Below are 14,495 nucleotides of genomic sequence, written 5' to 3'. Positions count from 1 at the left end.
CGGCGCCCGCTTCCACAACGGCCACCCCGCCGAACAGGACGAGACCTTCGCAGCATGAACCACCTCAACTGATCCACAAGTCTTGACTATTGCTCGCATCAGGTTCCCCAACGGTAGAAGCAAGCGATATAACGAGGTGACCCGCACGACGACAGGCCTGTTAGCCTCCCGTACGGTCCACACCGCGCCCTGCGCTCACGGACGGCCGCTGAGCCAGTACGCCGTACGGTCGACAAGACGACGGTGATCGCGATACCGCAGCACCCTCCCCCGCTGTGCGTGTGGCGGGGAGCCTGGGGCGGGGCCACGATGAGGGCATGTCCGCTCCCGCAGGCCAGGGTGACGAGGGCGCGGCGCGCCGGGTACGGGTGCTGCGTCTGGAGACGCTGCGCGACATCGAAGCACTGGTGCGCGAGCTTGAGGAGCTGCGCGGTGAGCTGCTGGCGTGCGAGGACAGTGACGGGGAGCGGGTGCGGGACCTGCTGCACACGGCGGGGGTGATGACTGGGGTGTGGCTGGATGACATCGCCTGCCGCTTCGCCGAAACCGACCACGACGCCGATGAGCTGTTCGCCCGGGCATGGCAGTTCGTCGAGGACCTGGACCTGGCCCCGGAGGGCTTTTTGACCAGGGACGATCCAGCTCTGTTCACGACGCTGCGCGGCTCGGCCGCCAGCATGCTGGCCCGGCTGTGGGTCACCGGCTATCTCCTGGGCCCCGTCCCCGAAGACGCCTGGCCCGAGGAGGAACTGGCCGTCCTGCTGCTGCGAGCGCTCGAGCACCACGCCGACGCCCGCGCCCTGACCGAGACCCTCGACCACCACCGCCCGAGCCGTGACGAACCGCCCCCGGGCAGGAAACCCCGAAACGACGAGGAACCGGGTGGAACGCATGGGGAACCGCCCTGACCTGCCGACCTGCCCGGCAGACAAGCGAACAGTTCCCGGCGCCGATCCAGGCACCGCCGCATCAGCGGAGAAGGCACGCGTGACGCGGCGCCGCTGTGACTCGTTGACGATGACGGACGCGTGACGTGTTCCCCTGTCACATGGAGACGCGGCCCCGTGGGGGCTCTGGACACCACCCCCGGCCAGAGCCCCCGCCCCACCCTTCAGTCTCCCGGATCGCATGGCCGCTGCCCCTTGTACTGAAGGGCCTGGCCGGACACACCAGCGAACCCGGCAGCACTTGCTCCATGACTTCCAGCCGGCAAGCTCTCCTCCCGAGGCCCGGCGCAGCCACCGGCCGGACCTCCGCGCCCCAAGGCATCAGCCTCCCAGGGGGCAGCGGCACAACCTCGAGACGGCCGCTATCCCGCGGCGCCGTACACAGCGCGGGCACCGTCGCCGTATGGCGCGGTCGGGTAGAGGAAGGGCGGGCGAACAGCCCCACAGCGTGGTGCCATGAGGTGCGGTGCATCACCGCGGCCAGGGCCTCGGACGCTTCCTGTGCCTCGCCCAGGCTGCCGTGGGCGTGGTGGTGCGGCAGCAGAACCAGCCAGGCCCCCTCCCCGACCGGGGCGAAGAACGCCAGATGGACACGCCACTGCGGGCGCGAGCGTACCGGCCGGGCGAGGAACAGCAATCCCCGGCCGGCGAACACCGTCCGGGTATAGGACTCGTTGGTCAGGACGCGGTCGAAGAACGGGTTGCCGGCCCGCCTAGCGGCCAGCCGGACGTGGGAGAGATCATCCAGCCGGAACGGCTGCTGCACGCGCACGGACCCTCGCATCGATAGCGGGCGGCGATGCCGCCGCGGTCTTGCCTTGTTCACATCCCGCCTCAACGCTCGCTCACGCGGTCAGGTGCCCGCCCGGACAGCCGATACCGGTTTGGGCTGGTATGCGACGGCGAGGGTGGGCACACTGAAGGGCAGTATCACGCCGCACAACCCTTGTATGGAGGTGGTGGCGATGCCGAACACCAGCGTGTCCGTCGAGCTGACCCCCGACGGCTACACCGTCACCTGCCCCGGCACACGCGTCACCGGACACGGCCCCACCGAAACGGCCGCATGGAATGACTTCTGGACCGCTTACCGTGCCCAATGGACACCACCCACCCCCCTCACGGCCCCCGAAAGCCTGAACGACCCCCAGCGCCGGCGCACAATCCGCACGGTGCGCGTCCGCGACCTCTTCGGCTGACGCCCCGCTCTTGCCGGAGCCATCCGGCGCCCGCGGGACGGCCAGCCCTCTCCGGCAGGAGGTTTGCGATGAGTGGTCATGTCCTCGTGATCCGTGACAGCCGCCAGGCCGTCGCGTGTGTGACCGGCGAACTCGATATCGCCACCGCGCCCCTTATCCGCCAGGCGCTCCTCGACACCATTAACCGGCACGAGCAGGTCATCATCGACCTGGATCGGCTCGACTTCTGCGACTGCGCTGGCCTCAGTGCCCTGATCACCGCACAGAAGACCGCCCGCGCACACGGCATCACCCTGGTCATCCGTAACGTCCAGCCGCAGCTGACACGGCTGCTGCGCTGTGTTCCTCACACCCTGCCCGTAGAACCGACCGCGCTACGTGGCGTGCCCGCTCGCGAATTCCCTGCCGGCAGCAGGTAAACGCTGCAGGCAAGCGTTCTCACGGCAGTGCGCCGAAGCCCTTCGGCGACCGGTGCGGGGGCGATGTCAGGACGAAACAGCACCGCCCGTCACTGCCGACGGCGTCGCCACGGTCGGCGTGCCCCCAGAGGAGGAACCGGCTTGCTTGAGGTCAAGGCTGGGCCAGGTGCTTAATCTTGATCCAGTCGCGTGTACGGCGGCCGGGCAGGTAGGGGCTGGAGAGGCGTTTGGCGACCATGCCGTCGTAGCCCTCGGCGCGGGTCTGCTCGAGCGCCTGAGCGGCCGGTGCGGGCCAGGCAGCGGGGACGGCAATGTGGGGGCCGGTCAGAGCGAGGTCGTCGAGGAGGTCCCGCCGCGAGGTGTAGGGCAGCCGGATGACCGGCTGGCCCAGATACAGGATGTCGAAGACCATCAGCTGAACAGGCAGATCTTCCAGCGCGTGCGTCACCGCGCCGGGGTGGTGCAGGCTCATCCGCTGCTGCAGACGTTCCACCGACGGCCGGCCGTCATCGCCCGGGGCGATGATCTCCCCGTCGAGTACCGCTTCCGGCGCGGGCAGCATGACAGACAGCACCTGGAGCTCTGGGTACTGGGCGGTGACGTCCATGCCTGGGGCCGACAACAGGCGCACGCTGCCGTCACCGGGCAGATGGGCCAGAACGCGGGCGCCGTTCCAGAGCGTCTCGTACGCGTACTCGGCTTCCATTTCCGGCCCGGGCGGCGGGCCGATCACCGCGAGCATCGGCGACAACAGCACCGGACCCGCGCCGGGCAGGGCGGCGGCTGAAGACGACTGCCCGCTCATTCCTCCAGTCTGCTCCCGGCTGGCCGCTCCGGCCACTCACCTCTGCCAGCCGGTACGGAGCTTGCGCTGGATCATGCCCGGGGAGACGAACTGGGTGGTGACGACGAATTCGATGCCATCGCCAGGAGCTCGTGGCCTCACGGCTGAGGCCCTCGTCGCTCGTGCTCGTCTCGCTGGCGTCGTCGGACGAACCGCCGGTCTGCCACATGCCTGCGCGAGCGAGGAGGTTCTGGGCGGTGCGGGGACGATCCGCTGCCTCACGCCGGCGGAGGTGGCGCGTGGAGCGGGCGTAGGGCACAGGGCAGGCGGAGGATGGCAGAGGCCGTGGGCCGGGCGCCCGGCGAAGCGCGGGCCGGTGGCAAGCAAGGTCGTCATCTCGGCGTCCCTCAGCTCGGCGATGAGCGGTTCGCCGAACTGGTGGTGGGCCCTCTCACACAGAAGCGCTGGCCGGTCGTTGAACGCGGGGTTCATCGCGGGGGTCTGTCAGGCGTTCAAGCAGGATGTGCCGAGGACCGTCTGAGTCTCGTCGACCGTTAGGCGGGACAGGACCGAGGAGGCGGATACCGTCATGGATTATGTCGATTCCGGGGTGGACCCCGGCCTGAGTCCAGGGTGTCGGCGAGCTCACCTCGAGCGGCGTGACCCCGACTTCCGGGAGAGGCGGCGCCTCACCGGGGATGTGGAAGCACGAGTATGAGCCCTTCGCCATCCCAGATCCCCCTCGCCCGATTCACCCAGGAACTCCTCGACGCGCGACACCGGCCTCTGGGTCCTCGCCCTCCATGGCGCCACCTAGAGATACATGCGGACAGAATGGCACATAATCCGCAAAAACCACTGCGCATCTGACAGGCCTTCGTTGTGCGTACCGCGCAGGATGCGCAGTAATTACTCTTCAGCACCCCCCAGGCGCCACACAAAAATTGCCTAGCTCAACATGCGCTACTCGGCCGCAGCCGGGCGAGCGCTGCGCTGAATCCTACTCACAGAGGGAGTCCGACCTTGCTGTCGGTGTCAGGAAGATTAAAAGCTACGGCGATCACTTCGCTCGTGGCGATGGCTATCGGCGGGACCATTGGAGTTGCTCCTGCACCAGCCCCTCCCCCTCCGGACATTGCAGACTCTATGCGCATCATCAAAGAAATGAGATGGCATCCACAGGCCGCTAAGACTCAGCTCGCTTATTACCGAGACGGAGATAAGATACATGTGCTGCTGTCCGAAAAGGACCGCAGCGTGGGGCAGAGCTTAAAGAAGGTTCTCGGCGCAAGGGTTGTGCTCGAAGAAAAGGAGGTCCAGCTTTTCTCGGGGAGCCCTGCAGCCGATCAAAGTCCCCACTGGGGGGGTGCTCACCTCACAAACGGCGCGCCCGCCTGCACTTCCGGTTTTACCATGAAGCTCCCCAACGGGGATAAAGCGGCCCTCACGGCTGCCCACTGCGGAAATGATGGGGATGCTTTCGTATCGGGAAACATATTCTACGGTGCCGCAGATAAGCCGACCGCACCCAGCCATGACGCCATGCTTGTAAGGGATCCGGGAGAGGATTACGAAAATAGAATCCATACTGGACTGAACGGATCTCGCAGAGTCACAGAAAAGGGGGATCCGCAAGAAGGGGACTCGGTCTGCTTGAGTGGTATGATATCCGGCGAAAAATGCTCGGGCACTGTGCACAAAATGAGCGACGTCACTTTCCATGCTGTGCACCCGGACGGCACGGTAACGCATATCGATGACGTGATTGGAATTTCAGCGGATCCCAGCGACCTACCGCTTGCGCAGCGGGGGGATTCAGGCGCTCCTCTATACAGCAATGGCCCTTCAGGTCAGGTCAAGGCTCATGGGATGGTGATCGGGGGAACGAACGATGGCAGTTATGTCTTCGCCGAAAAGATTAGCCACATAGAATCTACCACCGGCGCTAGTATCGACACGGAAGACCCGACCAGCCTCAACCGTCACCAGCTCATTACCATACGGGCTCTCGGTTGTCACAACGCTACACAGACGTCGGACTCTAACAATAATTGCTTTGAACCTAAGTCGCTCATGGCTTTGGCCGGGCGGCCGAATGCAGCCAGCACTGGCGGCGCAGTCACCGAACCCGACTACGCAACGTCTGGGTTCCTTGTCAAGCACTGCCACAATGCGGACTATCTCGATACTCCGGACTATGTTATCTCGAGATCCAGTGCTACCACAGCCCTCTTGGCATGCATCAACAACATGCGCAGCAATTATTCGCATGGCGCAATGTTCGCAAAAGACATGATTGACTTTCCTAGCGGAGGTGCGCCTGCACTGGAATCAAGCGCAAAGGATTGCTTCGGAGTCTCAACAGTGTCCAGCAAGTGCGACACCATCACAAAATTCGGTGCGGCGCTGAACGGAATACACGACTTCTACTCGCACAGCAACTTCACGGACGATCCATTGTCTGTGGACGTTGATGGCGTGCCGGGACTCGGAGGAAATGCACCGTCATCCCTCCTGCGCTTCAACCAGCCGGCCCCCACCTCTTCAGCTGTTCCAGAAGAGCTAACGACCGAGTGCTACTCGTCGCTCGCGTCCGACTGCGAGAGCAGGGTTTCTTATGACACACTGAACAAGGATTCGTCGGATAACATTCCCGTCAACCCCGGCCAGCCCGTGGGTGAAGGATCAACGCAACGGGGAAGCGTACACGATAATTTCGCAAAGTCGGTTAACGGAGCTGTCGCAGAGACGCAGGCCGCTTGGGCCGACTTCAAGGTTAAGCTCAACGCTGAGCACGGTGAAATCAAGGGAAATACCTTAGCTTGCATCCTGACTCACGACAATGCCGCGAAATGCGTATACGACACCTATGACGATACGGGAATAGGCGTACTATACAAGGATGAAAATGGGCAATATCACGGCAAAAGCTACGTCAGCCAAACGATGGCGGTCGACTACTCCGCTAACAAGTGCCTCACGCCGAACTGCGGCGGAATAGGAGATGCTTTCGGATACGGAGTCTACCAATCTTGGCTTCAGGCGAGGGATGAGACCCATGAAGAATACCCTGATTTCACCTTCGTGCTGTACATGAACGCTTATGACGCTGACAGCATCGACACCTACTTGGAGTCCAGGCAGGCGTATATAGACAGTGGATACTTTAATCAGGGAGATCTTAACCCCAAGTGGCCTGAGAGCGCTGCAGCAAAGTTCCTGCACTGGGGCGGATTCAATCCGCCTGGGGCCGACGAATACGATTGTATGCCCACTGCCACACCTGGCCCGGACGTCTTGAGCCAGGTTGCGAGCCAGCCGGCTCCGTATCAGCAGCAGGGTGCTAAAGCCTGGACGTGCGTAGCTGACTGATCAGCTCCGAGAACTTGCGCGGCAGTGGCAGTAAGCCTGCCTCCGGCGGCGGATCAAGTGAATCCGCCGCCGGAGACCTGCTTGCCCCGTACTGCGTTCGAGCGAGCAGCCCGTTCTTCCCGAGAGACCGCTAGGGCCTGTGTGATGTCGTGATCAACCGGTGGCCTTGATCAGGCCGTCGATCCAGATCATTGCGGCGCGGAGGTGGAGGCCGGCGAGGTAGCTGTCCGGGTGCTTGTCGCAGCGGGTGGCGATGCCCCGCCAGGCCTTCAGCTTGTTGAGCAGGCGCTCTACGGTGTTCCGTTCTTTATAGAGCTCGGCGTCGTGACGTGTGGGGCGGCCGCCCCGGCTGCCTTTTCTCTTCCGCTTGGCGGCCTGGTCCTTCTTCGCCGGGATGACTGCCTCAATGCTGCGTTTCCGCAGGTAAGAGCGGTTGGCGCGGGAAGAATAGGCCTTGCCTGCGGCGACAGCGCCGGGCCGGGTCCGGGGTCGGCCGACGGGAAGACGGATGCGTACCTTTTGCAGGACTGGGACGAATTGCGGGCTGTCGGCAGCCTGTCCTGCGGTCAGGATCAGGGACAGCGGACGGCACTTGCGGTCTGCAGCGAGGTGAATCTTGCTCGTCAGTCCACCACGGGATCTGCCGAGCAGGGCCTGCTTCAAGCGGAGCCTGTGCCGTCGCCTGACGCGCCGCCGCTCGTCCTGACCGGCGTCGTCGCTGCCGTGCTGTCCGTTCTGTCCTGGCGGGCTGCCCCCTTTTGCCGGGCCTGCTCCTGTTCGACGGCTGCCTCTTCAAGAGCGTCCATGACCTCCTTGCCGATGCGCGTGCCGGCTGCGTCGTGGTGGGCGCGGGCCGTGGTGGAGTCCACGCTGACCAGGGACAAGTCCGTCTGTCCCTGGCGAGCGGCCTCGGCGATCAGGCCTTCGAGCAGTGTGGTGAAGACGCCGGCGTCCCTCCACACCCGGAAGCGACCGTAGACAGTAGGCCACGGGCCGAACTCACTGGGCATCTCCCGCCACTGGCTGCTGGTCCGGAACCGCCAGATCACCCCCTCGCTCAAGCGGGGAGTCCACCGCTCCGTCCAGGCACTCGAACGCGACATCCGGGCCTGGCTCGCCGACTGGAACGAACACCCACGGCCCTTCGTCTGGACGAAGACAGCCGACGAGATCCTCGACAGGGTCGCCGCCTATTGCCACCGAATCTCTGACTCAGGTCGCTAGGAAGAGTTCGGGGTAGAGCTGGTTCATGCTGCCTTGGGGCAGGTAGCGGCTGGGGAAGGCGATCCACGCAAGGCCCCCCGTGATGGTGGACACGCGGTTATTGATCACGCGGCGAGCGTGAGTTTAGCGGTGTGATGTCGGCGTTCGTATTCGCTGGGGCTGAGGTGGCCGTTGGCGGACTGTCGGCGGCGGGTGTTGTAGCGGGTCAGCCAGGCGAAAACCTTCTTCCTGCAGTCGGGGCCGTCGTAGTCGCGGGCGCCCTGGAGGGTCTCGCGTTTGAGGGACGCGTGGAAGCTGTCGCAGGCGGCGTTGTCCGCGCTGCTGATGGCACCATGGACCGGACTCCCAGCTGGTCGCAGAGGTCGGCGAAGGCCCTGGAGCCGTAAGGGGCTCGGTGGTCGGAGTGGAAGACGGAACCGTCGAGACTGCCGCGGGTCCCGGGGCGCCATGTGGAGGGCGCCGGCGACAAGGCTGGTGCACATATGGTCGGCGATGGCCGACGACTTTGCGGCTGAAACAGTCCAGAACCGTCTCGAGGTAGAGGAACCCGCCGTCCGCGAGGGGCAGATAAGTGATGTCGCCCATGTATTTGAGGCCCGGCTCCGCGGCCGCGGTCCGCAACACCCAGGTCCGCAACGTGTTCCTGTAGATGCCCAGGTCGGCAGCGATGCTCTTGCCGCAAGGCAGTCGACGACCACCGGGACGCCCTCGAGGTGAAGCGGCTCTGTGAGGTCCTGGAGGTGAACAGGTCCAGCTACTACAAGTGGCTGGCTGGCCGACAGGCCAGGCCCGCCTGGCAGCGGGCCGACCAGCGCCTGGCCGCGAGGATCCGCGAGATCCCCGCGGAACCCGGCGGCGACTACGGCTTCCCGAGGGTGACCGCCGGGCTCAAGGATACCGGCCAAAGCGGGGCGCCCGCGTCATGCGCACGTTCGCCATCACCGCCATCCGCCTGCGCAGACGCGTGGGCACCACTCTCCCCGACCCAGCCGCTTCCCACGTCCCCGACCGGTTCCAACGGGACTTCACCGACTCGTACAGGGCCACGGCATCGGCCTTGAGCTCGGCGGAGTAGCCCTTCATCGCCATCGGCGGTCTTCTCGCTTTCTCCGGATCAAGCAGATCCAGTATCAGCGTGTCCACCACTCAGGGGGAGGCTTCCTGTTCGTGCTGACGGGCGCTGGGTGTAAGGCGATGGACAACCGGATCAGCGACCTCAAGGCCATGGTCGCCCATCATCCGCTCGTGGCGAGTTCGCTCGCGAGGTGCCACTGGGGGCGGTCGTCCTGAGGGACCTGGACGAGTGCGGCCCCACCGCTGACGTGTCCTTACGATTTGCTCACGACCATGTCGTTCACTCTGCACAGCGTGGCCTCACCTTGAACCTCCCCTACTGGACGCCGATTAGGGGATATCGCATGCCGCATGCGCCGGCCGATTTCGCAGCTCAGAAATCGGGAGATGGACCGGCTCGACCAGAACAAGATGGGGCGCACTATCAACGTCACCGTCTCGGTGTGGGAGGCGGGCAAGAAGCGCGCGGCCGTCGATGGGGTGTCCGTCTCGCACGCAAACCATCTGATCGCGGACTCCGTGCGACTGCGAAATCTCAGGCACAACGAAGGGATGCATGAGTAATTACTACTCGTTCATAAAAGTCAAAAAAAGGACTGGTTTTCTTGACCGGGCCGGCCTGCTGTCGCATGATGGGGGCACATAAGGGCAACAGTGTAGGAAAATCAGACATACCGATGCCCGCCCTAAGGGGCTGGTCGATCATTACCTTCATGGTGACATGCAAGCTCCTTGTGCCCATACCGGCCGCCGGTCCTCGCATCTGAAGCAAGGAAGTTGAACCATGAGCAGCAACCTTATGGGCTTGATGAACATCAAATTCTACGGTCCTGACGGAATGAATCACATCGAAATCGTCCTGCTACTCTGACAGACTGAGGCGATGGCGCGGCATTTCTTACCGAGACCAAGGCAGCAGCCTGTCTACGCCCTCGCAATGTTGGCATCGAGCGTCCTAGACCACGGGCCGCCGCTCCACCTCTAAGCCGCAGAGATAGAAAAGGCTCCATGCGTGGACGAGGAAAAGGCCTCCATATCCATCACCCAGGGCGTATGGCAGGGCCATGAGTATCGATTACGCATTGCGAAAGCGGAGCGCAATGCCAACCTGCAATGAGTAAGACTCTCGCAGCTAAAGGTAACACCTGGCGTGCCAGAAAGTAAATCTCGATACGGCAGAGTGTTAAAAAGTCAGAGCCAGACCCCGCTGGGCCCAGAAGGCTGTATAAACCAAGTCGCAAGAAGATGAAAAGCGCGGTACACGCTGCAATCGACCACGGAGGAGCGGGTTAGCGTTGGAGACATGGAAGAAGGGCGACCTCGATCGCCCGACAAATATCACTTGGGATATCACGTACGCCTGCCCGCTGCGTTGCAGCCATTGCTATTCCGAATCCGGACGGCGCCCTTCACGTCATCTGAGTCGATCCGATATATTCACCGCCACAGATAAGATAATCGCAATGCGCCCACAGACCGTTGCGCTGGCCGGCGGTGAACCCTTGCTACTTCCTGATATTTTCGCTATTTCGGAGCGAATGAATAGCGCCGGAATAGCAGTGGTGATTTACACGAGCGGATGGGCGCTCACGCAATCGATGATCGAAAAGGCGGAGAGTTCCCTTTTCCAAATAAACGTAAGCCTGGATGGCCCGAGGGCTGCAATTCATGACCGCGTGAGAGGTCGGCAGGGCTCCTTCAACAGGGCCGCAGAAGCGTTAAGTCTACTAAACCGGTCTTCGGAACAGGCACGGAAGGTCGGCAGGGATCCTCTTCGATTCGGTATTGATTGCGTGGTCCTCAAGTCTACCTTTTATCACATGGAGGAATTTCTTAGGGATCTAATCCCAAAGTACCCCGAAATAAGTTTTCTTTCCTTTGGGGCCGTAGTTCCGTCAGGCTTGGCAAGCAGGCACGAATTCATTGAGGAAGAAGGCCTTACCGATTCCCAGTTCAAAGCAATGGGAAATGGTGAAAAGCAAATGGAACTGCGAAGGCTTGCGCCGCCCTCGCTGCGCGTCTTCGTGACTGACAACCTATCCCTTCAAATGCATCCTGATACTATGAGACAGTATGAGGAATTCAATTCGCTGCAGATAGAGCCGGATGGGGAAGTACGCGCAATTCCCATATACGAGGGGACGGTGGGCAGTATCCTCAGAGACTCTCCCGAGATCCTATGGAGACGCTGTAAGTCGCGGTGGCGGGATCCCTTTGTCGTTGAGGCCCTGTCGGGGGTGCAGACGATGTCTCAATGGGCAGCAGCCACTCGGAGCATTGACTATCACTTCGGCACCGAAGAGGTGCGAGCACGGATCGAGAGGCGCGCTCATCGAAACCGGGACTGGACGCAAGCCAACCACGTTACTGGCCAATCGTGAAGTAAAGAACTTCACTCCGCATGTTTCTTAGTCGACGAGGATTCTTACGTGCGCGACAAAATTGACAGCTCCGGTGAGCGAGGTGCCTCGATTCTGGTAGACCTCGCAGCTTCAACGCTCAAGCGTCACGGTCTCGAGCATTGGAGCATTCAGCCAGAATCCTTCTGGTGCTACGTGACTCCTCCGCCTGGACCCGGGCCGCGCAGAACACAAGGATGGAAGATACACGTCTCTGCTACACCCCTTTCCTCTCCTCTTGTCCTGGCCAAGGCGGGAGATGTTCTGGTGCGTCACAAAGTATCTTACAAGTTCGCCAAAGACCTTTCCCGCGTGACGGAAATTACATCCAGGAACTGCGACCGAAGCGGTGGCGGAAAGTTTATTACCGCATACCCGGACTGTTCCGAAGACGAGCTACGGGCGTTAGTCGAAGAGTTGCATGTTGCAACTCGTGGTGTCCCGGGACCGGCAATTATGTCGGACCTGCCCTACCGACCAGGGAGTCTCGTCCATTATCGGTTCGGCACCTTCAGTGGTGTGCGCATGCTCAGTAATGACGGTTCATATGAAGCGATGCTGGTGAGGCCGGATGGCTCGCTGGCCCTCGACCAGAGGGAAGCATGGTTCACGCCTCCGGCGTGGGCGCCGCCCGACCCGTTCAGAATGGATGCCCTCCCTGAGGAGAGGCAAGAGTCGCAGCGAGTTCTTCTGAACAGCCGGTATCTGGTGCAGAGCGCGATCAGCCATGCTTTCACCGGAGGCGTGTACCGAGGAACGGATACGATCGCCAACCGAACAGTCGTTATAAAGCAGAGCCGCCCCCACACCGGTGCGGACGTAACCGGCCACGATATCAGGGACACCCGCCGTCACGAAGCAGAGATGTTGCGGATATTCTCCGGCTCAGAGCGAACACCAGAATTTGTCGACCTATTCGAGCAGCAGGGCGATCTGTTCCTGGTGGAGCAGGAGATACCCGGTGAGACTCTGCGGCACTGGGTGCAGAAAAACGCGAGCCTGTTGCGCGACTCCACGGGAACAGATCTCTCACAGTCGCCGGCGTATGCTGTCGCCCTGCAGCTAGTCGATCTCGTTGAGTATGCCCATGCGGCCGGAGTAGTGATCCGAGACCTGAACCCGAACAACCTCATGGTGACAACTCACGACAAGCTGTATTTGATCGATCTTGAGGCTTTGGCCACGCCTGGTGACTTGGTAAGCCGAATTTTTACTCCGGGATACGGATCTCCCGAGCAGGTGAAAGCTCCTTGGATAGGCCCGGCGCCTCGTCTGAGCTCAGACCTGTTTAGTCTCGGCGCGACATTATTCTATCTGTTCACTGGTGCAGACCCTGTTCTCCCGCCAGATGAGCCGACACTCCGAACCTTCCATGATCGGATCACGGCATGGTTCACTCGAATAGCCTCGCCTGCAGTGGCGTCTTTGGCACCGCTCATCGCATCTTTGATGAGTCAGGACACTGAGCGCCCTGGCCCGGGAGTTGTGCGAGATGCCCTGAAGGCAGCTGCGACCCCCTCCCTGACGGTGGCGGCGACGACCGAATCACGCTTGGACGCAAGCATTTTAGCGCGGTATGTCGAGGACGCGACCGGGTACCTCATCGATTCCATGAATCCCTCAGGGGACCGTCTGTGGCAGTCTTCGGAATTCGGAGCGAGCACTGATCCGTGCAACGTGCAGCATGGCGCTGCTGGTGTCTTAAGTGTGCTGATGCGGGTTTACGCGATGAAGCCGGAGGGATCTCTGCGCGACGCGGTCGCCACGGTTGCGGCCTGGATTACCTCGCACGCCAGCCGCGAGCCCCGTGCACTGCCCGGTTTGTACTTCGGGCGTTCCGGAACCGCCTGGTCCCTTCTGGACGCTGGAGAACTGCTCGGCGATCCGCGATTGACCAAGACGGCCGTCCAGCAGGCACTCTCCATACCTTTACGCTTCCCCAACCCGGACGTTTGCCACGGCATGGCCGGCGCGGGTCTAGCTCAGCTGCACTTTTGGCAGCGCACAGGTGATGAGATCTTCCTAGAGCGCTCCCGTGCCGTCGCAGACGCCTTGTCAGAGGCAGCCGTACTAGACGCAGACTGTGTTTCCTGGCCGATTCCCAGAACCTTTGATTCCGCACTGGCGGGGATAACCCACTATGGGTTTGCCCATGGAACGGCCGGGGTTGGAACATTCCTTCTGGCCATCGGTATGGCCACCGGCGAGCAGAAATACCTCCAACTTGCCGCGCGTGCGGCAGAAACCCTGATCGACGCGGCAAAGATCGACCGGGGGGCTGCGTTCTGGCCACGATCAGAAGAAGGTGGAGCGTTGCTGACGAATTGGTGCAGCGGCTCCTCTGGAGTCGGGACGTTCTTGGCCCGCATGTGGCAGGTGACCGGAGAGACCCGTTTTCATGACATCGCAGATCAGGCCGCGCAGGCGGTGTACCGCTCAAGGTGGCAGGCAGGCACTGTTCAATGCCACGGACTGGCCGGAGACGGCGAATTCCTCCTGGATCTCGCCGAAATCAGCGGGAACGACCACTATCGCACCTGGGCATGCGAACTCGCCGAAAGTATCTACGCCCGGCACGCCCTCCACGGCGGGCGGATGCTTCCTCCCGACGAGACACGTACCTCCCTCCATGCGGACTACAACACTGGAATAAGCGGCATCCTCGGCTTTCTGCTCAGGCTGCAGAAACCTGCCTACCCACGCCTCTGGCTCCCAGAGAACCTTTCCCCGGCTGCTCGACAGAATCCTACTTCCTTCGCATTTGCCTCCTGCTCAGGCACCTGATTTTCTGCTCGACGAGTCTTCCGGGCTCGGAGAGCAGAATCTAGAAAAGATCCCTACCCCTTAGGAGAAGACAATGAATTCGGTCGATATTTCCGCCCTGCAGAAGCTCAGCTCGGAAAGCGAGCAGGCCGGCGGCGAAGGCGCCGCCTTCCCGTGTACCTGGACCTGCGTCGACTACCAGGTGACCGGCTGCGGCATGCGCAGTAACTAACAACCGATGGAGACCGCCCTGCCCATCGCACGTGCATGGGCAGGGCGGCGCCCCACCTACCTCATCAGGAGTGTGGTGTCGA

At 62.2% G+C, this 14,495-nt stretch carries 11 protein-coding genes and 2 pseudogenes; 9 read left to right on the top strand and 4 right to left on the bottom strand.

Annotated features, from left to right (window positions below):
• Positions 1-317 precede the first annotated feature (317 nt).
• The 3 genes from ACIGXE_RS35465 to ACIGXE_RS35455 all read left to right on the top strand — a co-directional run bounded on the left by ACIGXE_RS35465 (position 318) and on the right by ACIGXE_RS35455 (position 2,565).
• A complete protein-coding gene (locus ACIGXE_RS35465) occupies positions 318-908 on the top strand; it encodes a hypothetical protein (RefSeq protein WP_399754140.1) in 591 nt (196 codons plus the stop codon).
• 1,004 nt (positions 909-1,912) lie between these two features.
• Positions 1,913-2,146, top strand: coding sequence for a hypothetical protein (locus ACIGXE_RS35460; protein WP_399754138.1), 234 nt, complete (start codon positions 1,913-1,915; stop codon positions 2,144-2,146).
• 68 nt (positions 2,147-2,214) lie between these two features.
• A complete protein-coding gene (locus tag ACIGXE_RS35455) occupies positions 2,215-2,565 on the top strand; it encodes an STAS domain-containing protein (protein ID WP_399754136.1) in 351 nt (116 codons plus the stop codon).
• Between the two features lie 151 nt (positions 2,566-2,716).
• On the opposite strand, the gene ACIGXE_RS35450 is transcribed toward ACIGXE_RS35455, so the two are convergent.
• Positions 2,717-3,370 carry a hypothetical protein gene (locus ACIGXE_RS35450; protein WP_399754135.1) on the bottom strand — a complete coding sequence of 218 codons (654 nt, stop codon included), beginning with the start codon at positions 3,368-3,370 and terminating at the stop codon, positions 2,717-2,719.
• A 1,056-nt stretch (positions 3,371-4,426) separates the two neighbouring features.
• On the opposite strand from ACIGXE_RS35450, the gene ACIGXE_RS35445 reads away from it, so the two are divergent.
• Entirely contained in the window at positions 4,427-6,721 is a 2,295-nt protein-coding gene (locus tag ACIGXE_RS35445; RefSeq protein WP_399754133.1) for a S1 family peptidase, read from the top strand.
• Positions 6,722-6,874: 153 nt separating this feature from the next.
• Here ACIGXE_RS35445 and ACIGXE_RS35440 read toward each other — a convergent pair.
• Positions 6,875-7,776: pseudogene (locus ACIGXE_RS35440) on the bottom strand (IS5 family transposase); the annotation flags it as partial.
• A 1-nt stretch (position 7,777) separates the two neighbouring features.
• On the opposite strand from ACIGXE_RS35440, the pseudogene ACIGXE_RS35435 reads away from it, so the two are divergent.
• Positions 7,778-7,945: pseudogene (locus ACIGXE_RS35435) on the top strand (IS630 family transposase); the annotation flags it as partial.
• A gap of 104 nt (positions 7,946-8,049) precedes the next feature.
• Here ACIGXE_RS35435 and ACIGXE_RS35430 read toward each other — a convergent pair.
• Complete coding sequence (locus tag ACIGXE_RS35430; RefSeq protein ID WP_399754143.1) at positions 8,050-8,394, bottom strand: integrase core domain-containing protein; 345 nt, start codon at positions 8,392-8,394, stop codon at positions 8,050-8,052.
• Positions 8,395-8,833: 439 nt separating this feature from the next.
• On the bottom strand, positions 8,834-9,091 hold the full coding sequence (locus tag ACIGXE_RS35425; protein ID WP_399754131.1) for a hypothetical protein: 258 nt from the start codon (positions 9,089-9,091) through the stop codon (positions 8,834-8,836).
• 315 nt (positions 9,092-9,406) lie between these two features.
• Here ACIGXE_RS35425 and ACIGXE_RS35420 point away from each other — a divergent pair, with 315 nt between their 5' ends.
• The 4 genes from ACIGXE_RS35420 to ACIGXE_RS35405 all read left to right on the top strand — a co-directional run bounded on the left by ACIGXE_RS35420 (position 9,407) and on the right by ACIGXE_RS35405 (position 14,413).
• The gene (locus ACIGXE_RS35420; RefSeq protein WP_399754130.1) at positions 9,407-9,583 is read left to right on the top strand and encodes a hypothetical protein; all 177 of its coding nucleotides are present in this window, start codon (positions 9,407-9,409) and stop codon (positions 9,581-9,583) included.
• 731 nt (positions 9,584-10,314) lie between these two features.
• Positions 10,315-11,400 carry a radical SAM protein gene (locus tag ACIGXE_RS35415; protein ID WP_399754128.1) on the top strand — a complete coding sequence of 362 codons (1,086 nt, stop codon included), beginning with the start codon at positions 10,315-10,317 and terminating at the stop codon, positions 11,398-11,400.
• A gap of 48 nt (positions 11,401-11,448) precedes the next feature.
• Positions 11,449-14,202: a class IV lanthionine synthetase LanL gene (gene lanL, locus ACIGXE_RS35410; protein WP_399754126.1), complete on the top strand. Its 2,754-nt coding sequence runs from the start codon at positions 11,449-11,451 to the stop codon at positions 14,200-14,202.
• A 73-nt stretch (positions 14,203-14,275) separates the two neighbouring features.
• Complete coding sequence (locus ACIGXE_RS35405; RefSeq protein ID WP_399754124.1) at positions 14,276-14,413, top strand: hypothetical protein; 138 nt, start codon at positions 14,276-14,278, stop codon at positions 14,411-14,413.
• Positions 14,414-14,495: the final 82 nt, after the last annotated feature.

This window comes from Streptomyces sp. NPDC053431 (assembly GCF_044544925.1).
Classification (GTDB): Bacteria; Actinomycetota; Actinomycetes; order Streptomycetales; family Streptomycetaceae; genus Streptomyces.
This window is presented reverse-complemented; position numbering and strand designations above follow the sequence as displayed.